Origin of the sequence: Streptococcus infantis (assembly GCF_018499575.1) — a bacterium.
In the GTDB taxonomy this organism is placed as follows: Bacteria; Bacillota; Bacilli; order Lactobacillales; family Streptococcaceae; genus Streptococcus; species Streptococcus infantis_K.
Window position 1 is genome coordinate 747,138 of record NZ_JAHDAP010000001.1, and the last position, 23,808, is coordinate 770,945.

Below are 23,808 nucleotides of genomic sequence, written 5' to 3' on the forward strand. Positions count from 1 at the left end.
AAGCCTAGTGCAAAGCAAGTAAAAACATTCAATGTTTGGCCTTATAATGAACTAAAATCGTATAACTGTGGATAGTGTTCGCATTCTGGATTTTTGGGATGACAGATAGCACGACCAAAGTAAATCATGGCCTGATGCGCCGCCAACCACTTTTCTGGTGGCAAGACATCCATGACACGTTTTTCAACTTCTAATGGTGTAGCTGATTTTTTAACAATGTCATGGTGTTTGCAAATGCGCTCCACATGGGTATCTACCGCAAAAGCTGGAATTCCAAAACCCACACTCATGACTACATTAGCCGTTTTACGCCCAACTCCCGCCAAACTTTCTAATTCTTCTCTAGTCTGAGGAACTTGACCATCAAAATCTTCTAATAACTGTTGCGCACATTTTTTAAGAAATTTTGCTTTATTTCGATACAGACCTAAACGAGAAATATGTTTAGCAATGTCACTCTCACTTGCGTCCGCCATGGCTTGAGGCGTAGGGAAGGCTTCAAAAAGAGCTGGAGTCGCCTTGTTTACTGCCGCATCTGTCGTCTGAGCAGACAACATAACTGCAACTAAAAGTTCAAAATGATTGCGAAAATCTAGACTAGGTTTTGCATCTGGAAAAAGAGCTATAATTTCCTCAATGACATGACGGGCACGTTTCTTGGATAAAACCATCTATTCGTCTCCATCAAACAGTCCTTGTAAACCTGCAAAAGGACTACTTTCTTCTTTCTTGACTGCTTGTTGAGCTTGATATTCTTCCTCAGTCATGATTTGCCAATCATTTCCAGAAACAAATCCCTGACCTGCTTCTTCTTCTGCCGTTAAGACCTTGATTGGAATGTTTAGCAAGATATTATCCGAAACACTTTCAGCCAGGTCGATTTCACCATTTTCGATAGGTAAAACCAAGTCATCATCAAGAACTTCTTGGTCCAGATGATTAGTAGCACCTTCCATAAAGACTTCTGTCACTGGATAAGACTCTGCTAACTCAACAGGTTCCATACTACGGCTAGAAGCAAGAACTATAATGTAAGATAGTTGATAATCTAGGAAATACATACGGTCTTCGTACTGAACTTTTCCTACTGCGACAATATCTTTTACATCTAAAATTTCTTGGTTACGCTCACGTAAGTCAGCTGACAGGTCTAGAGTTTGCTCAAAATACAAACCTTCAGGCTGCTTACGAACTTCTTGAATATTTAATTTCATACTTCCTCCATAAAGATTTACTCACTTGATTATACCATGAAAGGAGGCCAAGTAAAGCCTCTAAACTTTTAAAACATCTTTCTGTGTTTTTTTGATATATTTATTATGACAAATTTATTTTTTGTGCTATACTATAGGCATCAATACATGAGCAAAGGAGGACGCTCATATGGAAGACAAAGCTCTTTTAACAGAAGCCTATCAGCTCGTTTCAAAATTAAACCAAACAATACAAAGTTGTAAACAGGGATTGCCAGATGATCTACGCTTACAGCAAAATATAGACGAAATTCTCAGAGCACTTAAAAAAGCTGACGAACTAGACAACGCCATCTTAATTGAACTGGAAACTTTTTACCAACGGACTAGTCTTTTGATTGGACTTGGTTCACTGAAATTAAATGACCATGCCCGCACTGCTTGGCGAAACTATGACAAGTTCCACTACGATCACGTTAAACATACGTTGACACTTTATGGACCTGTTTTTGGTCTTTAAAAATAGAGGATTTTCTGTCTAAATCTTGACAAATTTTTTCAAAAAGAGTATGATGATTCCAACAATACTCGGAGGTAAGGGAGACATGAACAACTAAGTCTATCAAATAAAGGACCTTTATTTAGTAGATCTTGTTTCTGTCTCTTTTTGTGCGCTCTTTTTTCTGCTGGATTTTCAGCCCTTTTAAAAGAGGATTTTTTGACATAGACAATTGGCTCTACTAGGTAAAGTAGAGCTTTTTGTTATGCACTATGGACATTCTAGAAAGGGTAACAATATGATAAAAATCAATCATCTGACCATCACACAAAACAAAGATTTAAGAGACCTTATTTCCGATTTAAATATGACTATCCAAGACGGAGAAAAGGTCGCTATTATCGGTGAAGAAGGAAATGGAAAATCAACCTTACTTAAAACTTTAATGGGAGAAAAATTAGCTGATTTCTCTATCAAGGGAGACATTCAGTCTGACCTTCAGTCTCTGGCCTACATTCCCCAGCATCTCCCTGAAGAACTGAAGAAAAAATCTTTACAGGACTACTTCTTTTTAGAGTCTACTGATTTGGACTACAGCATTCTCTATCGCTTGGCTGAGGAATTGCATTTTGATAGCAATCGTTTTTCTAGTGACCAAGAGATTGGCAATTTATCAGGAGGCGAAGCCTTAAAAATTCAGCTCATCCATGAGTTGGCTAAACCCTTTGAGATTCTATTTTTAGATGAACCTTCAAACGACCTAGATCTTGAGACGATTGATTGGCTAAAAGGTCAGATACAGAAGCTTAGGCAAACAGTTATTTTCATTTCTCATGATGAAGACTTTCTCTCTCAAACGGCAGACACCATTATCCACTTACGACTAGTCAAGCATCGAAAGGAAGCTGAAACCCTAGTCGAACATTTAGATTATGATTGCTATAGTGAACAGAGAAAGGCTAATTTTGCTAGACAAAGCCAGCAAGCTGCTAATGACCAACGAGTCTATGAAAAAACCATGGAAAAGCATCGCCGAGTTAAGCAAAACGTAGAAACTGCTTTACGTAACACTAAAGATAGTACTGTCGGGCGACTACTGGCTAAAAAGATGAAAAATGTTCTTTCTCAAGAAAAACGCTACGAAAAAGCAGCTCAGTCCATGACCCAAAAGCCACTTGAAGAGGAACAAATCCAACTTTTCTTTTCAGATATAGAGCCATTAGCGGCTTCAAAAGTCTTAGTTCGACTGGAAAATGAGACTTTATCTATTGGCGAGCGAATTTTGGCTCAGGGGCTACAATTAACTGTCCGTGGTCAAGAAAAAATCGGCATTATCGGTCCAAATGGCGTTGGCAAATCCACTCTTTTAGCAAAGTTACATCAACTACTAAGTGGCAAAAGAGAGATTTCGCTTGGATTTATGCCACAAGACTACCAAGAAACACTGCAATTGAATCTATCCCCAGTAGAATTTCTCAGCCAAACTGGACACAAAGAGGAAATACAGAAAATCCAATCTCACTTAGCCAGTCTTAATTTCAGCTATCCAGAGATGCACCCCCAAATCCACTCTTTATCTGGAGGTCAACAAGGTAAACTCCTTCTTTTGAATTTAGTGCTGCGAAAACCAAACTTTCTCCTTCTGGATGAACCCACACGAAATTTTTCTCCAACTTCTCAACCAGAAATCAGAAAACTCTTTGCCAATTATCCTGGTGGTCTGGTCACTGTTTCGCATGATCGACGTTTCTTAAAAGAGGTCTGTACGAGTATCTATAGTCTGACAGAGCATGGTTTAGAAGTAGTTGATTTACAAGAACTTTAACTTTTGGAAATAAAACATCCAGAGGAAAACCTCTGGATGTTTTTTACATATGTTTCAAACGCTCAATTCGTTCTGAAATGGGTGGATGGGTATAGAATAGTTTTTTTAAGAAGCCTCTCTTTTGAGGATCGTTAATATAAAGTGCACTACTAGCATCATCCACATGATGACTCATGGGTTGACTATTGTCTAATTTTTGTAAAGCATTAATCATCCCTTGGGGATTACGAGTCAATTCTACACTTGAGGCATCTGCTAGAAATTCTCGTTGGCGAGAAATGGCTAACTGTACCAAAGTTGCTGCAAGAGGTGCCAAAACTATGGCTAGGAGAGAAATGACTAACATAATCACTTCAAGTCCTCCACTGTCACGGTCACTATTTCTTCTACTACGTGATGCTCCACCCCACCACATCATACGACCAGCCATACTAGATAAAAGGGTAATGGCACTGGCAAGAGCAACAGCAATGGTAGAGATTCGAATATCTAAGTTGCGAATATGACTAACTTCATGCCCGATTACAGCTTCTAATTCCTCACGATTCATGATCTCTAGAAGTCCTGATGTCGCTGCAACAGCAGCATTTTGAGGATTCGAACCTGTGGCGAAAGCATTCAAACCCGGGTCATCAATTACATAAACTCGTGGCATAGGAATTTGCGCCACCATAGCCATATCCTCAACAACATGATAGAGAACAGGTTCTTCATTCCTGTCAACTTCACGCGCACCATTCATACTCATGACAATCTCTGTAGATTGAAAAATCATGGTCAAGGCATAGATGAAACCGATAATCATGGCTATAGTCACGCCCCCAAATCCTGAGTTCATGAAAAGATATCCAACTGCATAACCTACAATAGCTAACAAAAGAAAGAAAATAATTAATAAAACCCAAGTTTTGCGTTTATTACTAGCGATTTGTTTGTACAGCATCTTAGTCACCTAAACCACTAAAATCAACTCTAGGAACAGCCTTTTCTTCTTCTGGAGTCTGAAGGAAATCCGCTGCCTTGAAGCCAAAGATAGCCGCAACCAGATTACTTGGGAAGGTTTCTAATTTAACATTGTAGTTGCTAACGACACTGTTATAAAGTTGGCGAGAATATGATATTTTGTTTTCTGTGTTAGTCAGTTCTTCTTGTAAGTGAGCAAAGTTGCCACTAGCCTTCAAGTCAGGATAGTTCTCTGCAACCGCAAAGATACCAGATATCTGACGAGTCAGTGCATCACTAGCTTTCATGGCTTCTGCAGGTGTAGTTGCTGCAGCTACTTGTCTACGGAGTTCAGTCACCTTTTCAAGAGTAGAACTTTCGTATTTAGCATAACCTTTTACTGTTTCAATTAAGTTTGGTAAGAGATCATTTCGACGCTTCAACTGAACATCAATCTGACTCCAAGCTTCCTTGGTCTGCATACGATTTTTCACCAAACCGTTATAGCTAACAATCAAAAAAATAACAATCAGAGCCGAAACTCCAAGAATAATCCAAGTCATAATCTTATTCCTTTCTGCTTTTAGATTAGTACAAGTATATCAAATTTCCATGTTTTTGTGGTAAAATAAGATGATATACAAGAAGGATATAACTATGAAACCAGAAACTTTTTACTCACTACTTGACCAACAGAATATTAATCTTACTGAACAGCAAAAATTTCAATTTGAGCGCTATTTCGAACTCTTAGTCGAGTGGAATGAAAAAATCAACTTGACTGCAATTACTGAAAAGGAAGAGGTTTACCTTAAACACTTTTATGATTCCATCGCTCCTATCCTACAAGGGTTGATAGAAAACCAAGAAATTAAGTTACTTGATATTGGCGCTGGTGCAGGATTCCCAAGTCTCCCTATGAAGATTCTCTACCCTCAGCTAGATGTGACCATCATTGATTCACTGAATAAGCGCATTAACTTCCTTCAGCTTCTGGCTGAGGAACTTGATTTAGAAGGGGTTCATTTCTACCATGGACGCGCAGAAGACTTTGCCCAAGACAAGAATTTCCGTGCCCAATTTGACATTGTAACAGCACGCGCGGTTGCCCGCATGCAGGTTCTCTCTGAGTTAACCATTCCCTATCTTAAAGTTGGTGGAAAACTTTTGGCCCTTAAGGCCAGTAATGCCCCTGAGGAATTGACAGAATCCAAAAATGCTCTCAACCTTCTCTTTAGTAAAGTTGAAGACAACATCAGCTACACACTTCCTAATGGTGACCCTCGCTACATCACTGTGGTTGAAAAGAAAAAGGAAACTCCAAACAAATATCCCCGTAAGGCGGGCATGCCAAATAAACGCCCACTTTAAAAATTTTAAAAATATACCACAAAATCTTGCCTCGCTTTCTCATTTCAAGGCTCGGGAAAAAATGATTTACAAAATCATACCTCGCGTCTTTGTTTCTTGGCTCGGGAAAAAATGATTTACAAAATCTCACCTCGCTTTCTCATTTCAAGGCTCAGGAAAAATTCGTTTACAAAACGAATTTTTTCTGCTATACTATCCTAAGCAAAGGTTTTTAATGTCATCCCGTGAGGTGACGAAGGCGTAGAAATATATGAAATTCTTTAGGAATGAGATAATCCTCTTTTTAAAGATGTCTTACTCTGAGAGCCTATTGCTGTAAAATAATGGGCTCTTTTTTGATGCCCAAAAAGTGAGGTATTTATGAAACAAGAATCAACTGTTGATTTGTTACTCGACGTTGACCAACGTCCTTCTTTTGGTAAGGGAATTCTACTCAGTTTCCAGCACGTTTTCGCCATGTTTGGTGCGACCATCTTGGTGCCACTGATTTTGGGAATGCCTGTATCTGTTGCCCTTTTTGCATCAGGTGTCGGAACACTGATTTACATGATTTCCACCGGCTTTAAAGTTCCAGTCTATCTCGGTTCTTCTTTTGCCTTCATCACTGCAATGGCTCTTGCTATGAAGGAATTGGGCGGCGATGTCTCTGCTGCTCAAACAGGGGTTATCTTGACTGGTTTAATCTACGTTCTTGTTTCAACTATCATCCGTTTTGCTGGTACAAAATGGATTGATACACTCTTGCCTCCAATCGTTATCGGACCTATGATTATCGTTATCGGTCTTGGTCTTGCAGGCTCAGCTGTAACAAATGCTGGTCTTGTTGCTGATGGCAACTGGAAAAATGCTCTTGTAGCAGTAGTTACCTTCCTCATCGCTGCTTTTATCAATACAAAAGGAAAAGGATTCCTTCGTATCATTCCTTTCCTCTTTGCCATTATCGGTGGATATATCTTTGCAGTCTTTCTTGGTCTAGTAGACTTCACACCTGTTCTTCAAGCTAACTGGTTTGAAGTTCCTGGTTTCTACCTACCATTTAGCACAGGTGGTGCCTTCAAAGAATATAACCTATACTTCGGTCCTGAAACAATTGCAATCCTACCAATTGCTATTGTAACAATTTCTGAACATATCGGAGACCACACGGTCTTGAGTCAAATCTGTGGCCGCCAATTCTTGAAAGATCCTGGTCTTCACCGTACCCTTCTTGGTGACGGAATCGCAACATCTGTATCTGCCTTCCTCGGTGGACCAGCCAATACTACTTACGGTGAAAACACAGGGGTTATCGGTATGACTCGTATCGCTTCGGTCTCAGTTATCCGTAACGCTGCCTTTATCGCAATTGCCCTAAGCTTCCTTGGAAAATTCACAGCCTTGATTTCTACAATCCCTAACGCCGTACTTGGTGGTATGTCAATCCTTCTTTACGGGGTTATCGCCAGCAACGGTTTGAAAGTTTTGATTAAAGAGCGCGTTGACTTTGGACAAATGCGTAACTTGATCATCGCAAGTGCCATGTTAGTACTTGGACTTGGTGGAGCGATCCTTAAACTCGGTCCAGTTACACTTTCTGGTACTGCCCTCTCAGCTATGACAGGTATTATCCTAAACTTGATCTTGCCATACGAGAACAAAGACTAAAATGTATTCATAAAAAAATCCACTCATTCGAGTGGATTTTTTTCTTAAGTCCTCCAAGCAATCAAGAGATATAAAAGACTGGATCCGAACATATCTGCAAGAGCATGCATGAGAAAGAATGGCAGTAAGTTCTTGACTAGATACTTGTACAAGAAATAATAGAATAGTCCATAAACAAGACCAATAACCAAGGCCCAGAGTAATCCTTGATAGGTATGGAATGAAATCCGTATGATGACCGAATATACTAAAACCAGCCACTGATGCTTTTCTTTTACTGAAGTCAGTAATCCTAAGAAGAAAAATTCTTCGTAAAAACCATTTAGCAGAGCATAGCCAATAGCCATTGGAGTTAAGGCCATGAATTTTCTAATGATTTCCATAGGGTCTATAAAAGGGAGCAGTTGAGGATTAAAATAATTGTACTCGCCACTGAGAGTTGTAATAATATCACCGAAGATCCCAACTACAGCAAAAATAAGGGGAACCCAAATGAAAACCGACCATGACAAGCGGATGGGAAGTTGTTTAAAATCATAGTTTCGAATCAAGAGATAGAGGAAAGTAATCCCTAACATGATCAATTGAAAAGTAAAATTACTTGAATAAGCTGCCCCATCGCTTGCTACATTTGTTGTAGTTTCTGCAACGCTCGTCACAGTCGAAGGTGATAGACTCTCCATAAATTGCTGGGTGGATCGAATGATAAACTCTCCAAACATTAAAACAGTGATGATTAAGATATCAAACCATTTTAAGTATCTTAAAGGTTTAGTAGGATGAATACTCTGGATAAAATTCATATTTCCTCCATAAAACTTTGTATTTGATAAAGCCATTATAAACTTTCAATCTTAAAATTAATTTAATTGATGCTAGAACATAAAAAACAACCTTTTTATCAGGTTGTTCTGCCTTTAAATAGACCTGTTTTTCTTTTCTAGCATTAAATCCTTTAACGAAATAATAGTCACAGCTAATAGAATCATTGCCATACCAAGAAAGTCTACAGGATAAAAAATATCTCCCATAATCATAAAAGCAAAAAAGACTGCAGATATTGGCTCAATAGAGGCCAAAAGACTAGATTTGACTGGACCGATCATACTGGCTCCCTTAAGAAAGGCTGTGTAGGCAAATACTGTTCCAATAAGAATGATTCCCGAAAAGGCTAGAAAAATATCAAAAGACATCGGTAAACGAGCACCAATAATCCCAGTAAATGGCACTGCTACAAACCCAGAGATGGTCATTCCGACACCAATGACCAAAATGCTCCCCCACTTTTGAATGAGTTTAATAGGTAAAATAATATAAAGAGCATAGGTTAAAGCAGAAAACAATCCCCAAAAGAGACCTGCTGGTGTCATAGAGAGCTGATCCAACTGACCGTGAGTCGCAATTAAAAAGGTTCCACCTATTGCTAAAATCATAGAAAGGATTTCGGCTATAGTAGGTGCTACCTTATCCTTTATACATGTGTAAGCAAGAATTCCAACAGGACAGACATACTGAAGAACCGTCGCTGTGCCAGCATTTGTCTCCTGAATAGCCGATAAATAAGCCAATTGATTCAGAAAGAGGCCAAATAAAGAAAATAGTAAGAGAGAAAACAGACTTGATTGATCCTTTAAAAAAGCTAGAAATTGCTCTTTGGACTTAATATACGATAAAAGAACTAAGAGGAGACCTGCAATAATTAAACGGATATTGGTTAGGACTAGAGCCGATATCCCATGAACCATTAGGTACTGTCCGCTGGTCCCAGACAAGCCCCAAGCAATACCAGCAATCACTGTAAAAAGAGTTCCTTTCAGAGCTTTTGACATACTTCCTCCCTAGTCTGCTTCACGAATTAGGTCCATGACCTGATTACGGTCTATGATCCACTGCGCACGCTCGTCTTTTTCGTAAGTTCTATTGGACAAGAAAATAGCTGCTTCCTGCTTCTTGCGATTCCACATAATAAAAGTTCCAGTATAGCCTGTATGGTCTAGCCAATCACCTTCAAGATTCCAGGCCAAGGATCGTTCCTTATCACTCAAATCTGAAAAATTCTGGCTTAATCCTGCAGCAAAATCATCCTGTAAATAATGCTCTAGGAAGATTTTCAAATCTTTAACAGTTGAAAATAAGCCAGCACTCCCGGCATGTCTACCTAGTAAACGAGCCTTGGGATCATGCACCACTCCTGCCTTCTGTCCCTGAACAGTTGGAACAGCACTGCTAACTGGTCCAAACTGAGTTCCCTTCATCTTCCATGGATCTAAAACTTGCTCTTGTAAAATCTGGTCTAAGTCCTTCTCAAAGTAGTTCTCTAAGAGAAAACCGAGTAAGAGAAAGTGCACATCCGAGTATAAAAAAGCTCTCTTCTCTCGGCGATTCAAATGAAACATGGCTTCTCTTAGTTGGTCCGCTGAGAGCTGATCTCTGTTAGGTATATAAGGATCCAAATCTGTCGCATGCGTTAGCAATTGTCGAATGGTGATGTCTGGATAATCCGCCTCTGGAAGATAGGTCTTTATGGATTGATCGAGCTCTATCTTGTCTTGCTTCCACAAGAAGGTTAAGACGGTTCCTACGCCAACAACCTTACTCACACTAGCCAAATCATAGACCAAACCCTCACGAGTTTTTTCAGCTGTTTCTGGATTGGCTACTCCCAGGTACCAGTCAGACCAAACACCATCCTGATAATACGCAAAAGAGGCACCAGGATAAATCCCTGCCTCAATTTGTTGCTCTATTTTTTGAATGATTTCTTGTTTCATACTTCTTCAAACCACAATTCAATATTGTTGGTATCCTTGGTTAGGAAAAACTTTTCAGACTTTGGTACAAAGTAGCCTACAGTTTCAAAACGTTGACGAAGATTAGCTAAGTCAAGTGTTTGTACTTGGAATTTCAACATAGACAAGTCCCAAGTTACATTATTGTCAACCAGCAAATCACTACCTTGGGCTTGTTTAAAAGCTAGCCCATTTTCGATTTCCTCTTTTTCAAGGAGGCTTGTCGTCTCTTCAGGCAAGTTAATCTCCACTGAAATATCAAATGCTGTCAAATACTGCAGTTTTTCATCATTTGAAAAAGCGACTGTTTCATCAACCTTTTTCAAGTCTTTGATATCATCTTCTGCATGGATAAGGACTAGGTCCCCTTCTGGAGAAAGAACTTCAAAAGCATACCCTTTGGTTCCTTTGTATAATTGAGGGATTTTACCCATTCTAGCAAGTAGTGCTTCAATCTCAGATGGATTCTCTACTTTTACAATCAATCTAGCTAATTTTTTGGTCCCTTCAACCTTACGGCTTCTCATACTCGGTGATTCTTCTAAAACCATTTTTTCAATGCCTGACTGGTCTCCTAGAGATAGAAAAGCAGACTCCTCAAGCAGGGGTTTCATACCCAAGGTTTCGATATAAAACAATTCATTTAATCTTCTATTATTTACCTTTAGCGTCGGGATCATACGCACAATTTGATTTACATTCATAAATTCCTCCAACACTTTTTATTTTAAAGGATTTTATTCTATTTTACAAGTTATTCAACTAAAAACTTTAACTATATTAACCCTTTGAATCAGTAACCCCCCTTCGTTATCAAAAGGGGGGCTTGTTATATTTTAGTAAAATACTTTCTTAGTTCTTCCAAGAAAGTATTGCTTGAAGGCCGTAGTGATCACTAACTTGTGGACTTTTCTGACCATCAAAAACTACTTGTAAGTTTTCTACCTCTATATCCTTTGTCGTAAAGACATAATCTATCCTTAGAGGTTCACTGTTACCCTTCCAACCATCAATTTCAGGAGGAACAGTATAGCTACCGCTTCTGTCTTTTGCAACTTCAAATGCATCTTGTAAGTCTAGTGGACTGGCAAGAATAGCTTGGTAACCCTCTTGACCTGCAGGATTATTGAAATCACCAGCTAACAAGAGAGTCTTGTTCAATTCTTTCAGAACTGCTTCAAAGCGTGCCCACTCCTCTTGGAAACCTTTATTCCACCAAGAAAGATGCACACTCGCAACTGCAAGCTCTTTGCCTTCCACTACTGTTTCAGCTAATGCAACTCGACGAGTGTGATAATCAGTTGGATCATCTACATCTGAAACTAAAATTTCACGCGCCTCAATTGGTGTTTTAGATAGAATGGCCACACCCTCATGATAACGATCATAACCGATATGGTTGTAGGCCCAGGTCCAATAATATTTGTGACCTTTTTCAGCTAGTTTCTCTACCAAAAGACGCACATAATGGTCTTGGTGAATGGGTTCTGCTGAAGGTAACGGATGATATAGCGGGCCCGCTTCTACTTGCTCTGAAGTAATTTCTTGGTTGATTTCCTGAAAACAAATCAAATCATAGCTGTTTTCAAGGATATCTTGTAACAAGAGCTGAAATTTTTCTTCAGGATTTTTTTCCATCCAACTATGAGTATTGAGTGTTAAAAACTTCATACTTTTCTCCTATAAACAAGAGGTTGGAAATAGATTCCAACCCCTAATCGATTACAATTCTACTTTCGCAACTGCTGTGTTAGCTGCAAGAGAACCGGTTTGTTCTAATTTAACTGATTTAATCGCATCACCATTTGTGAAGACAACCACAGTTGTAGTTTCACGACCAGCGTCACGGATAGCACCCAAGTCAGCTGTGACAAGAAGATCACCCGCAGCAACCTGTTGTCCTTCAGTAACACGAACTGTAAATGGTTTTCCTTCAAGACTTACTGTGTCCAAACCAATGTGAACAAGAACTTCAAGACCATCTGGAGTCACAATACCAAGAGCATGTTTAGTTGGGAAGATACTTGATACCGTACCTGAAACTGGAGATACAATGTTTCCATTTGATGGTTCCACTGCAAATCCATCACCCATCATTTTTTGTGAGAAGACAGGATCCTTAACTTGTTCCAATTCGATAACTTGACCATCCGCAACTGAGTAAACTTCTTCGGTTACACCTTTGTATACAACAGCATCTTGTTGAGCTGCTGCCATTTGACTTGGAAGAGTTTCAGGAATTACTTCACCTGAGTCAAGAAGATCTTGGATATCTGATTTCAAAACGTCTGCTTTAGGTCCGTAGATAGCTTGGACACCTTGTCCTTTCATGACAAGTCCCATAGCTCCTTCTGATTTCCATTGTTCTTCTGTTCCAACTTTTTCAGCGTCTTTTACAGTAACACGAAGACGAGTCATACATGCATCCACATCGACGATGTTAGCACGTCCACCAAGAAGGTTGATGATGTTAACAGCTTGAGAAGCTTCTGCAACTTTTGACTCACCAGTAGCTTCAGATTCTGATGAACCTTCGGCATTTTCGTAGTTTCCGTTACGTCCTGGAGTTGCGTAGTTGAATTTCTTAATCATGAAGTTAGCGATGAAGTACATGATAACGCCAAAGAGTACTGTCACCCAGATAAAGTTCACAATATCCATACCAAGACCAGCATTGATAGCTAGTGGAGTACGAGTCAAGAATTCGATTGAACCAAATGAATGCACACGAAGGTGAACAATATCAGCCATTGCAAAGGCAGCACCTTGAACAAGAGCGTAGACAAGGTAAAGAGGTGTTGCGATGAACATGAACATATACTCGATTGGTTCAGTAACCCCTGTAAGGAATGTTGCAAGAGCTGTCGCAATCATCATACCTTTGTATTGGTGTTTCTTATCTGGGTCAACGTTACGGTAAATCGCAACGATGACACCCATCAAGATTCCGAATGAACCGATCATTTGTCCAACTTTGAAACGAGCTGGAGTTACAGTTGTAAGAAGGTGTTGGTATTGGTCTGGATCTGTTCCTTTAAGGTTTACAAGGTCTGTTACCCATGCAAGCCAAAGTGGATCTTGACCAAATACTTGAGTTCCTTTTGCTGCACCAGTCATGACATCATAAGTACCACCAAGAGCTGTATAGTTCATTGGGATAGTCAACATGTGGTGAAGTCCGAATGGCAAGAGCAAACGTTCCAAAGTACCATACAAGAATGGTGCTAGAACTGGAGCTGTTTCTTGTGAATTGGCAATCCAGATACCAAAGTTGTTGATACCTGTTTGAACAAGAGGCCAAAAGATTGAAAGAAGGATTGCAGCGATTGCTGAGCGAAGGATAACTACAAAAGGTACAAAACGTTTTCCGTTAAAGAATGAAAGTGCATCAGGAAGCTTACGGAAGTTATAGTATTTGTTAAAGGCAGTTGCCCCTACAAAACCAGAAATAATCCCTACAAACACACCCATGTTCAATGCTGGAGCTTCAAACACACTGATGAAATAATCAGAAACCTTGATAGAGTTACCAAAGATTGTTGAAACCATAGCATTAGGATCTTTCAACATATCACTGCTTACACTAAAGATTGTACCAGTGATACGGTTGATTAAGATAAAGGCAAGTCCTGCTGCAAAAGCACCACCTGCACGTTCTTTAGCCCAGCTACCACCGATAGCAAGAGCAAATAAGATATGTAGGTTACCGATAACTCCCCAACCGATTTGCTCAAGAATTCCACCTGTAATAACAAGTGGAGCAAGATTTGGGTCAATCAATGCAAGCGACTTACCGATTGAAATCATCAAACCAGCAGCCGGCATAACAGCGATAACCACCATTAGAGCCTTACCGAATTTTTGCCAAAACTCGAAAGACAAAACATTTTTGAATGTATCTTTCATCATTCAAATCTCCTTATTTTTATTTCAATGCAAACGATTTACGAAAACGTTTGCACCAATCACACCTCTATTATACCACTTTAAATTTTTTTGTAAAGTATTTATATAAGATTTTTTGATATTCAAAGTTCCTTACTTCTCTTCCATCGTTTACTGACTTTGAGTTTACTAGTGTTTTCTGATATAATATTACCTATGAAATCCTATAATACCTTGAACGATTATTATCGAAATTTATTCGGAGAAAAAACATTTAAAGTCCCTATCGACGCTGGATTTGATTGTCCCAATCGCGATGGAACTGTAGCACATGGGGGCTGTACTTTTTGTACGGTTTCTGGATCTGGAGATGCAATCGTTGCTCCTGATGCTCCTATTCGCGATCAATTCTATAAAGAGATTGACTTTATGCATCGTAAATGGCCTGATGTCAAAAAGTATTTGGTTTATTTCCAAAATTTCACAAATACACATGAAAAGCTGGATGTGATTCGTGAACGTTATGAGCAAGCCATCAACGAACCAGGTGTCGTTGGCATCAATATTGGAACTCGACCAGACTGTCTACCCGATGAGACTATCCAATATTTGGCAGAACTGTCAGAACGAATGCACGTCACTGTAGAGTTAGGTTTACAAACTACATATGAAGCAACTTCTGAATTGATTAACCGTGCCCACTCCTATGAACTCTACGTGGAAACGGTCAAGCGCTTGAGAAAATACCCTAAGATTGAGATTGTAGCCCATTTGATTAATGGTCTACCAGGTGAAACTCATGAGATGATGGTGGAAAATGTTCGCCGCTGTGTGACTGACAATGATATTCAAGGGATTAAACTTCACCTACTTCACCTCATGACCAATACGCGTATGCAACGAGATTACCACGAAGGACGCTTGCAACTGATGAGTCAGGACGAATATGTCAAGGTCATTTGTGACCAATTGGAAATCATTCCCAAACATGTCGTCATCCACAGGATTACAGGAGATGCACCTAGAGATATGTTGATTGGTCCTATGTGGAGTCTCAATAAATGGGAAGTTCTAAATAGCATTGAAACTGAAATGAGACGTCGAGGTAGTGTTCAAGGATGCAAGGCTGTAAAACAGGAGTTTGACAATGAAAAGACCACTTGAAATGGCGCATGATTTTCTTGCCCAAGTCATCACCCAAGAAGATATTGTCGTTGATGCGACCATGGGAAATGGCTATGATACCCTTTTTCTTGCCAAGTTAGCGAAACAAGTCTATGCTTTTGACATACAGGAACAAGCTCTAGAAAAGACTAGTCAACGCCTACTAGAAGCTGGCTTCACCAATGTAGAGTTAATCTTGCAGGGGCATGAGACTGTGGATCAGTTTGTAAGGGAAGTCAAGGCTGCTATCTTTAATCTAGGTTACCTTCCTTCTGCTGATAAGTCTATCATTACTATGCCTCAAACAACCATCGAGGCACTTGAAAAGCTCTGTCAAATGCTCGTTAAAGGCGGACGAATAGCTATCATGATTTATTACGGGCATGAAGGTGGAGATATCGAACGGGATGCAGTCATGGATTATGTCAGTCAGTTACCGCAACAAGAATATACTGCTACTATCTATCGCACCCTCAACCAAATTAACCATCCACCATTTTTAGTTATGATTGAAAAATTAGAAAGGTATCGACATGGATAAACAATACCTAAAAGATAAAATCGAAACTCTTCGTCACAAATTCGTCGAATCAACCCAACACGAACGTGCAGTTGGTATGTTGGATGAGGCCCATATGAGCAAAAAAATGCTGAAAATCAAGAAAAAAATGATTTCACTTGAAATGGAACGTTGTCAGAAGAAAATCGAGCATAAGGACTGCTCAAAAATTGATCAAAAAATCCAAGAACAAAAGGAACTTTTTGAAAATTGTTGTAAACAAAAATAGGGAGGTGGAAAATGAATTTACTTTTTTATCTCTTGGTTTTTTTACTAGTTCTCATTGTTTCTAGTACAACCAACAAGCTGCTTCCTTTTTTACCCATGCCTCTGATTCAGATTTTGCTGGGAATTGGGCTTGGCCTTTGTTTACCTAACAACCAATATCACTTAGATACTGAGTTATTTCTAGCTTTAGTCATTGGCCCACTACTATTCCGAGAGGCTCAAGAAGCAGACATTACCTCCATCCTCAAACACTGGCGGATTGTCCTCTTTTTGATTTTTCCAGTTATCTTTGTTTCAGCCCTAAGCATGGGGGGACTCGCTCATGTCCTTTGGGCTAGCTTACCATTAGCCGCCTGCGTAGCAGTTGGTGCAGCTTTAGGCCCTACTGACCTAGTTGCCTTCGCTTCCCTTTCTCAACGTTTTACCTTCCCGAAGCGGGTTTCTAATATCCTAAAAGGGGAAGGTCTTCTTAATGATGCTTCTGGACTAGTAGCCTTTCGGATGGCTCTCATCGCTTGGACAACAGGAACATTCTCACTTACCCAAGCCGGAACTTCATTAGCTATTTCCATTGTTGGAGGATTTGCAGTTGGGCTTATAACAGCCTTAATCAATCGCTTCCTCCATAGCTTTCTACTCAGTGTTCGTGCAACGGATATAGCAAGTGAACTCTTATTGGAACTCAGTTTACCTCTCTTAACTTTTTTCATTGCTGAAGAGCTTCATGTCTCAGGCATCATCGCCGTTGTTGTTGCTGGGATTCTGAAAGCCAGTCGTTTCAAGAAAATAAATCTCCTTGAAGCGCAAGTTGATACAGTTACTGAGACTGTTTGGCAGACTGTAACCTTTATGCTCAATGGTTCAGTCTTTGTCATTCTTGGGATGGAACTGGAAATGATCGCGGAACCAATTCTTAAGAGTGCATTTTACAACAAAGTGCTTCTCTTAGTCAGCGTTTTTCTCTTGACCTTCCTGCTTTTTGCTATCCGCTTTGTCATGATCTATGGATTTTACGCATTTCGGATTAAGAAGCTTCATAAAAGTTTAAACAAATATGTCAAAGACATGCTCCTCCTTACCTTTTCTGGTGTGAAGGGAACTGTATCCATTGCCACTATCCTTTTGATACCGTCTAATCTGGAACAAGAATACCCTCTTCTACTCTTCCTCGTAGCTGGCGTAACCCTGGTAAGTTTCCTGACGGGATTACTAGTACTCCCGCACCTTTCTGAAGAGAAAGAACCATCTAAGGATCAGCTCATGCACATCGCTATCTTAAACGATGTCGCCATGGAATTAGAGAAGGATTTAGAGAACACAAAAAACAAGGTTCCACTCTATGCGGCTATTGACAATTATCATGGACGTATTGAAAATCTTATTCTTAATCAAGAAAACAAAGAAATTCAGGAGGACTGGGAAGCTCTTAAACTCTTGATTCTCAGTGTTGAAAGCGATGGTTTGGAACAAGCCTATGAAGAAGGAAAGATTGGAGATCGTGCTTATCGTGTCTACCAACGCTACTTGAAAAATATGGAGAAAAATATTAAGCGAAACTTTGCTTCTCGACTAACCTACTACTTCCTTGTCACCATACGCATTCTTCGTTTTCTACTTCATGAATTGCTCACATTTGGAAAAACCTTCCGTTCATGGAAAGACAAAGAAAACCAGAAACTTCTTGCCATTGATTATGACCAGATTGCTGAACTCTACCTAGCCAACACAGAAATTATTATCGAAAGTTTGGAAAACCTTAAAGGGATTTATAAGAGTTCTTTAATCAGCTTTATGCAGGAATCTCGTCTCCGCGAAACCAGTCATATTACTAGTGGAGCCTTTGTGGAACGGGTTATCAATCGTATCAAACCCAATAATATTGATGAAATGCTCAGAGGTTACTACCTTGAGCGTAAGTGTATCTTTGAATACGAAGCTCAAAAACTCATCTCAGCCCAGTATGCCAAAAAACTTCGCCAAAATGTCAATAATTTAGAAACCTATTCCTTGAAAGAATCAGCTAATACCTTACCTTACGATATGATGGAATTAGTTCGAAGAAATTAAAGTCTATACCAAACAAGACAGAAAGAAAGTTGGAGGATTATGAAATGAAAAAGTTGTGGAAACAGCTGACTGATAGACCCTTATTAAAAGCTTTTTTGCACTACTATCAAGCCTCTGATAGTGAGCTAACTAGCGTTGCTGTTGCCTACTATTGGTTAATTTCAATCTTCCCTTTGCTCATGATTGTAGTCAACATTTTACCCTACTTTCAAATTCCCATCTCCAACTTTCTATTAACAATCAAGGAATTTTTGCCAAATACAATCTATGAAGTTGTTGCAAAAATTGTCAGAGAAGTTCTGACTCAACCATCAACAGGTTTACTAAGTTTTGCTATCTTATCAGCTCTTTGGACTTTCTCCAAATCCATGAATTTTCTTCAGAAGGCCTTTAATAAAGCCTATGGAGTAGCAAAAAATAGAGGAATTATCTCACACCAGCTGATGAGTCTCTTGGTTAGCTTTGGCCTTCAAATTCTCTTTGCGCTTGCCTTATTCCTCAGTATGTTCGGCCATATGTTATTGGACCTGCTTAAAAACTACTGGAAATCCGAAAGCACTCTGTTTTCCTATCTACAAGATTTTACAGGTCCGCTGATCTACGCCTTCCTTTTTGCTATCGTGATTATGCTCTATTATTTCCTACCAAATGTTAAAGTCAGTCGGATTCGATATGTCATACCTGGAAGTTTGTTTGTACTAGTTACCACTATTGCTTTATTAAACATCTTTGCAGCCTATTTCAACAATTATGTCAACTATCTCGTCGACGTCAGATTTTTCAGTTCTATCGTCGTTGTTGTTATAATGTTCTGGTTCATTATCATTGCCAAGATATTAATTATCGGTGCAGTCATCAATGCTAGTGTTCAAAGTTTGAAGGATCCAGACTTTAAAGCAAATCAATAGTTTTTATCGATTAATACTCAATGAAAATCAAAGAGCAACCTACGGCAAGGCGAAACTGACGTGGTTTGAAGAGATTTTCGAAGAGTATAAACAAATCAATCCCCCAGTCATTTGATACTGGGGGATTTTTGAATTTCCTACTTTATTGTCCACTAGTGAGGGCTTGCAATTCTGTTTTTAGATACTGAGCCAAGTGTTGGTGAGCAAAAATATTGGCATTTTTTTCTGCTGTAGGATTGTAGTTGGTGTTGGTATTTACATCATAGACATAAATGTCTCCACTCTCTGACTGAACCCATTCAATAGCAGCAACTTCAATCTGAGCATTTTTCAGGAAATTCTCATAAGCCTCTCTTCGAGAATCTGGTAGAGGTTCTGTAATCTGGAATTTTTCAGACGTTTCCAGTTGTTCTGGTCGCTTACCGATTTGACAACCATCTGCTGGACAAAGTTGGAAACCATCTGAAGAATCAATCGAAACAGTATAGAGGAACTGTTGATTGATAAACTCTGAACGACGGATACGTCCATCACTTGGTTTGATGTAGGCTTGTAACAAGGTAATCCCGTCCACTGAAGGTTCAAAGAGGGGACTATTGACATAAGCTTCTAGTTCCTCTTCATTTTGGAAGAGTTGAACGCCTAATCCCTTACCTGCTCGATTGTGCTTGGTAATCAAAGGATAAATGTTTAATTTTCTTGCTGCTTCAATGATATTTTCTTGACCCAAAACTGCAACTGTCGCAGGCGTTTCAATACCAGACTCGTTTAACTTCAAATATTGTTTAACTTTACTGATTTCAAGATTGATAGCGCCAGTACCATTCACAACTTTGCGTCCGTGTGCTTCTAGCCAGGTAATCACCTGCTCTGTAAATTCTGGCGCATAGCGATGTCCTCTGGTATGAGAAGACGCAGACATGCGATTGTAAAAGATCCCTTGTGGCGGTGGGCTTTGCAAATCTAAAATCCCACTAGACAAATCCCATAGTTCATAAGGGACTTCTAATTCTTCCAACCATTTGACCAAATGCTGGGTCCATTCTAGATTCTCATGAATCACATAAACTTTTGCTTCACTCATTTTTCATATCTCCTTAAGAAAAGCTGACTGATAATTGGCTTTCCTTTTCTTCTTCCAAAATATATCCTTCTGTTTTTTCGATAACGCTGACTGTTAAGATTTGACCCAAAACATTGATCATGGTACGGCCTGCATTAACAAAGAAATCAACTGCAAAAATCAAGGCCACTCCTTCAACTGGCAAGCCCAATTGAGGTGCTGCAGCTAGCAGAACTACGATAGCTCCTGATGGTACAGTTGCTGCAGTTTTTCCAATCAAGGTCAACAATAAAACAGTAAACAAAAGACTTGATAATGATAGTTGAATGCCGTAGGCATGGGCAATAAAGATTGTCGCAACTGAGAAATAAACTGCGGCTCCTTCTAAGTTAAAAGTATATCCTAAAGGAACAACTAAATCAATCGTGTGCTCGTCATGCCCCTGTTTTTTCAAATCTTTAAGAAGTGATGGCAAGACAACACTAGAACTACCAGTAATAAAAGCCAGAGTCAAAAGACTCCAATTTTCACGAAAGGCTGATAAATACGGAACTTTAAAGAATACAGCAATCAAAGGGAAAATAAGGAGAACCAAAACAGTATAAGCCAAATAAGTTCCAATTACAAACTGACCTAGTCCAATCAACTTGTCGACACCCGTAGTTGCAACATCTTTGGCGATAAATCCAAAAATTCCAATTGGTGATAATTTAACAATCACTGCGACAATCTTATAAATGGCTTCAATCCAGATTTGGAAACCTTCAATAATCTTCTGAGATTTATCAGTCTTAAGATTCCCAATTCCGTAACCAAGAAAGATGGCAAAAACGATAATTGGCAATAGAGCGCCATCTGAAAGAGATTTGACAATATTTGATGGAATGAAACCAAGTAAAAATTCGCTGAACTTGACATTGTTAGCAATCCCATCAAGGTTTCCACCAGTTTGACCAATATTCACTCCTTGACCAAATCCTAAATAGTAACTAGCAAATACAAACAAAAGAGTAATGGCAGTTGTTACGGCAAAAAAGTAAACCAAACTCTTGGTCAAGATTTTTCCGAAAGATTTTTTTCCGATAACTCCAGCTACTGCAACAACGATGGTTGGGAAGATTAGCGGAATGATAACCATATTGATCAATTTAATAAAAGCTTGACCTAAAAATTGATAAAAGCCTGCAAATTGTGGCCAGATAAGGGCAGCGATAACCCCCAAGACCAAAGCCACCAATAATTGAATGCCTAGTGAGAGTTTTGACCATAAAGTAACTAATTTCATAAGAAACTCCTTTGTTTTATTTGCTACTCATTCTACTACGATTCTTCTCTCCTGACTAATATATATTTTTTATTGTCACCATAAAAAAGATTTATCATGAAGGTTCAAACTATTCTCGTTTAGCAGTGTGAATCTCATTGATGCTCAAGTTAGTATAAAAAATCAGTTTCTAAACAAAAATTTTTAGAAAAACACTGTTAAATCAAGGAATATGCTTTCCTTTTATTCAAATTTTATGATACAATATTGTTATGATTTTAATGAAACTCGCTTCCGTCTTGCTTTTGGTACTAACCTTGGCTTTGGCTATTATCTTTAGTAGATTTTTTAAGTTAAAGAAAAGGGGAATTAACTTTGCTGATTTGGCTTTTCCTTTTCTAATTTTTGAATATTATTTAATCAGTGATAAAGTTTTTACCCATAATCAACTTCCCATTTTGGGGGCAGCCCTATCTTTACTGGCCATTATTCTAGCCTTTTTCTTCCTAAGCAAAAAACGTAGCTTTTATTATCCAAAATTCCTTAAATTCTTTTGGAGAGCTGGATTTCTACTCACATTGCTCATCTACATCATTATGATTGTTCAAATCTTTATGATGAAATAATACAAAGCATGCCAGCACCTCAACAGTTGGCGACAAGTTTTCCACATGAGGTGCTTTTCTAATGACATTTCAAAAAGAGATTATTAAAAAAATAGGAGATAAAACAAGTGAAAAAAACGCTCTTGGCAAGTGCCATCACGCTTTCTTTTCTAGGATTCGCAACAAACTCAGCTTTTGCTGAAGAAAAACACCTACAAACTACTACAGCAGAAACAACGCAACAGCCTACAACAACTAACAAGGTTGAAACGAAGGAAGCAGTTCCTTCTACTGAGGCAAGTTCAAGCCTGCCTACAACATCTACTACAACTCCAAGTACAAGTTCAGACAAAAAAGAAGAGACAAAAGCGCCAGAAGTCAAAAAAAATGGTTGGGTATTTGAAGAAAATATCTGGCGCTTCTATGAGGCCAACAAGGCTGCTGTCAATTGGAAAAAAATTCACGGTAAATGGTACTACTTCGATAAGGACGGTATCATGCTCAGTGATACGATTTATGATGGATACATCCTGACTAGTAGCGGGGGTATGGTCGATAGTGGCTGGGCTAAAATTAAAGATAAATGGTATTATGCTAATCCATCTGGAAAAATCGTTAAACAAGACTGGAAAAAGATTGGCGGTGTATGGTACTACTTTGATAAAGACGGTATCATGCTCAGCAACACCATTTTTGACGATTATCTCTTTACCAATAGTGGGGCTATGGCCGAGAGCGCTTGGGTCAAACAAGATGGTAAATGGTACTATGCCCAAGCTTCTGGCAAATTAAGTAAAAATAAGTGGGATAAAATTGGTGGTACTTGGTACTACTTTAATAAAGATGCCACTATGGCAAGTAATCAATGGGAAGGGAGCTACTACCTAAAAGCTAGCGGTGCCATGGCTGAGAAAGAATGGATTTTCGATAAAAACTATAATAGCTGGTTTTACTTGAAATCAGGTGGTACTTATGCAGCGCGTGAATGGATTGGCTCATACTACCTCAAGTCAGGTGGTTACATGGCTAAGAGTGAATGGATTGACGACAGCTACTACAATGCCCGTTACTATCTAGATGAAAATGGTGTCTATGTCACAGGAACTCGTAAAATCGATGGAAAAGCACATCAGTTCCAAAGTAATGGAAAATGGATTGGTGAAGTTCCAGTAAGTCGTGGGTTTGAAAAAGGAAAATACACGAAGACTGTTTTCTTAGATCCAGGACACGGTGGTAAAGATCCTGGTGCTGTTTACTATAACACGAATGAAAAAGACCTCACTATGCAAGTTTACAAAAAACTACGCAAAGAGCTAGAAGGTCTTGGTTATACCGTTCTTTCTTCGAGAGATAGTGATGTCTATGTTGACTTTATTACTGAACGTTCAAAAATGGTCAATAATACTAACTCAGATATCTTCATAAGTATTCACTTCAATGCTAGTGGAGCTCCTGCTTCTAACCGTTCTGGAATTCAGACCTATTCTTACGAAGACGACCCGGGCTATCGCTCTAAGATTAATCCATACTGGCATAACCATCCTGATCGTATCAGTGAAAGTAATCGCCTGGCTGCTGATATCCACTATTCTCTTCTAGCTGAAACAGGTGCCAAGGATGCAGGTCTCCTCCAAAGTAGCTTTGCTGTCCTTCGAGAAACGGATAAACCAGCTGTTCTATTGGAGCTTGGTTACATTGACAATTTCAACGAAAACCAACAAATTCGTAGCGATGCTTACCAAAATAGATTGGTGGCAGGTATTGTCAAAGGTATTCAAAAATATTACGCAGGCAAATAAAGA

At 39.1% G+C, this 23,808-nt stretch carries 23 protein-coding genes; 11 read left to right on the top strand and 12 right to left on the bottom strand.

The window, feature by feature from the left end; all coding sequences use genetic code 11:
• Positions 1–41: 41 nt before the first annotated feature.
• Complete coding sequence (gene nth, locus KJR31_RS03620) at positions 42–671, bottom strand: endonuclease III (protein ID WP_036753407.1); 630 nt, start codon at positions 669–671, stop codon at positions 42–44.
• Complete coding sequence (locus KJR31_RS03625) at positions 672–1,214, bottom strand: YceD family protein (protein ID WP_214262111.1); 543 nt, start codon at positions 1,212–1,214, stop codon at positions 672–674.
• A gap of 169 nt (positions 1,215–1,383) precedes the next feature.
• Between KJR31_RS03625 and KJR31_RS03630 the strand changes: the two genes are divergently transcribed.
• Together KJR31_RS03630 and KJR31_RS03635 are read left to right on the top strand one after the other, a co-directional pair.
• Positions 1,384–1,713 carry a helicase BlpT gene (locus KJR31_RS03630; protein ID WP_214262112.1) on the top strand — a complete coding sequence of 110 codons (330 nt, stop codon included), beginning with the start codon at positions 1,384–1,386 and terminating at the stop codon, positions 1,711–1,713.
• A 244-nt stretch (positions 1,714–1,957) separates the two neighbouring features.
• A complete protein-coding gene (locus KJR31_RS03635; protein WP_214262113.1) occupies positions 1,958–3,517 on the top strand; it encodes an ATP-binding cassette domain-containing protein in 1,560 nt (519 codons plus the stop codon).
• 43 nt (positions 3,518–3,560) lie between these two features.
• On the opposite strand, the gene htpX is transcribed toward KJR31_RS03635, so the two are convergent.
• The gene (htpX, locus tag KJR31_RS03640; protein ID WP_214262114.1) at positions 3,561–4,460 is read right to left on the bottom strand and encodes a zinc metalloprotease HtpX; all 900 of its coding nucleotides are present in this window, start codon (positions 4,458–4,460) and stop codon (positions 3,561–3,563) included.
• A 1-nt stretch (position 4,461) separates the two neighbouring features.
• Complete coding sequence (locus tag KJR31_RS03645) at positions 4,462–5,022, bottom strand: LemA family protein (RefSeq protein WP_214262115.1); 561 nt, start codon at positions 5,020–5,022, stop codon at positions 4,462–4,464.
• A 94-nt stretch (positions 5,023–5,116) separates the two neighbouring features.
• Here KJR31_RS03645 and rsmG point away from each other — a divergent pair, with 94 nt between their 5' ends.
• Both rsmG and KJR31_RS03655 read left to right on the top strand, forming a co-directional pair.
• The gene (gene rsmG / locus KJR31_RS03650) at positions 5,117–5,830 is read left to right on the top strand and encodes a 16S rRNA (guanine(527)-N(7))-methyltransferase RsmG (protein ID WP_214262116.1); all 714 of its coding nucleotides are present in this window, start codon (positions 5,117–5,119) and stop codon (positions 5,828–5,830) included.
• A 360-nt stretch (positions 5,831–6,190) separates the two neighbouring features.
• Positions 6,191–7,474: a uracil-xanthine permease family protein gene (locus tag KJR31_RS03655; RefSeq protein WP_214262117.1), complete on the top strand. Its 1,284-nt coding sequence runs from the start codon at positions 6,191–6,193 to the stop codon at positions 7,472–7,474.
• 44 nt (positions 7,475–7,518) lie between these two features.
• On the opposite strand, the gene KJR31_RS03660 is transcribed toward KJR31_RS03655, so the two are convergent.
• The 6 genes from KJR31_RS03660 to KJR31_RS03685 all read right to left on the bottom strand — a co-directional run bounded on the left by KJR31_RS03660 (position 7,519) and on the right by KJR31_RS03685 (position 14,172).
• Positions 7,519–8,277, bottom strand: coding sequence for a CPBP family intramembrane glutamic endopeptidase (locus KJR31_RS03660; protein ID WP_214262118.1), 759 nt, complete (start codon positions 8,275–8,277; stop codon positions 7,519–7,521).
• 114 nt (positions 8,278–8,391) lie between these two features.
• Entirely contained in the window at positions 8,392–9,303 is a 912-nt protein-coding gene (locus tag KJR31_RS03665) for a DMT family transporter (RefSeq protein ID WP_214262119.1), read from the bottom strand.
• Between the two features lie 9 nt (positions 9,304–9,312).
• Positions 9,313–10,245 carry a serine hydrolase domain-containing protein gene (locus KJR31_RS03670; RefSeq protein WP_214262120.1) on the bottom strand — a complete coding sequence of 311 codons (933 nt, stop codon included), beginning with the start codon at positions 10,243–10,245 and terminating at the stop codon, positions 9,313–9,315.
• Positions 10,242–10,967 carry a CppA N-terminal domain-containing protein gene (locus tag KJR31_RS03675; RefSeq protein WP_214262121.1) on the bottom strand — a complete coding sequence of 242 codons (726 nt, stop codon included), beginning with the start codon at positions 10,965–10,967 and terminating at the stop codon, positions 10,242–10,244. Before KJR31_RS03675 ends, KJR31_RS03670 begins: the two co-directional genes overlap by 4 nt.
• 148 nt (positions 10,968–11,115) lie before the next feature.
• Entirely contained in the window at positions 11,116–11,934 is an 819-nt protein-coding gene (locus KJR31_RS03680) for an endonuclease/exonuclease/phosphatase family protein (protein WP_214262122.1), read from the bottom strand.
• 51 nt (positions 11,935–11,985) lie between these two features.
• Entirely contained in the window at positions 11,986–14,172 is a 2,187-nt protein-coding gene (locus tag KJR31_RS03685) for a PTS transporter subunit IIBC (RefSeq protein ID WP_214262123.1), read from the bottom strand.
• A gap of 192 nt (positions 14,173–14,364) precedes the next feature.
• On the opposite strand from KJR31_RS03685, the gene KJR31_RS03690 reads away from it, so the two are divergent.
• Genes KJR31_RS03690 through KJR31_RS03710 form a run of 5 tightly spaced genes read left to right on the top strand, consistent with a single transcriptional unit; the run spans position 14,365 to position 19,074 of the window.
• Complete coding sequence (locus tag KJR31_RS03690) at positions 14,365–15,312, top strand: TIGR01212 family radical SAM protein (protein WP_250319674.1); 948 nt, start codon at positions 14,365–14,367, stop codon at positions 15,310–15,312.
• On the top strand, positions 15,296–15,853 hold the full coding sequence (locus KJR31_RS03695; RefSeq protein WP_214262124.1) for a tRNA (mnm(5)s(2)U34)-methyltransferase: 558 nt from the start codon (positions 15,296–15,298) through the stop codon (positions 15,851–15,853). Before KJR31_RS03690 ends, KJR31_RS03695 begins: the two co-directional genes overlap by 17 nt.
• Complete coding sequence (locus KJR31_RS03700; protein WP_214262125.1) at positions 15,846–16,100, top strand: hypothetical protein; 255 nt, start codon at positions 15,846–15,848, stop codon at positions 16,098–16,100. The genes KJR31_RS03695 and KJR31_RS03700 overlap by 8 nt, the downstream gene beginning before the upstream one ends.
• 11 nt (positions 16,101–16,111) lie before the next feature.
• Positions 16,112–18,166 (top strand): cation:proton antiporter, encoded by a 2,055-nt coding sequence (locus KJR31_RS03705; protein WP_214262126.1) that lies wholly within the window; start codon positions 16,112–16,114, stop codon positions 18,164–18,166.
• Positions 18,167–18,210: 44 nt separating this feature from the next.
• Positions 18,211–19,074, top strand: coding sequence for a YihY/virulence factor BrkB family protein (locus KJR31_RS03710; RefSeq protein WP_214262127.1), 864 nt, complete (start codon positions 18,211–18,213; stop codon positions 19,072–19,074).
• A gap of 142 nt (positions 19,075–19,216) precedes the next feature.
• Here KJR31_RS03710 and KJR31_RS03715 read toward each other — a convergent pair whose 3' ends face one another.
• Positions 19,217–20,158 (bottom strand): ATP-grasp domain-containing protein, encoded by a 942-nt coding sequence (locus KJR31_RS03715; RefSeq protein ID WP_214262128.1) that lies wholly within the window; start codon positions 20,156–20,158, stop codon positions 19,217–19,219.
• 13 nt (positions 20,159–20,171) lie between these two features.
• Positions 20,172–21,422, bottom strand: coding sequence for a dicarboxylate/amino acid:cation symporter (locus KJR31_RS03720; protein ID WP_214262129.1), 1,251 nt, complete (start codon positions 21,420–21,422; stop codon positions 20,172–20,174).
• A 245-nt stretch (positions 21,423–21,667) separates the two neighbouring features.
• Here KJR31_RS03720 and KJR31_RS03725 point away from each other — a divergent pair, with 245 nt between their 5' ends.
• Positions 21,668–22,027 carry a DUF3397 domain-containing protein gene (locus KJR31_RS03725; RefSeq protein WP_214262522.1) on the top strand — a complete coding sequence of 120 codons (360 nt, stop codon included), beginning with the start codon at positions 21,668–21,670 and terminating at the stop codon, positions 22,025–22,027.
• A 107-nt stretch (positions 22,028–22,134) separates the two neighbouring features.
• Positions 22,135–23,805 (top strand): N-acetylmuramoyl-L-alanine amidase, encoded by a 1,671-nt coding sequence (locus KJR31_RS03730; protein WP_214262130.1) that lies wholly within the window; start codon positions 22,135–22,137, stop codon positions 23,803–23,805.
• The last annotated feature ends 3 nt before the right edge of the window (positions 23,806–23,808 follow it).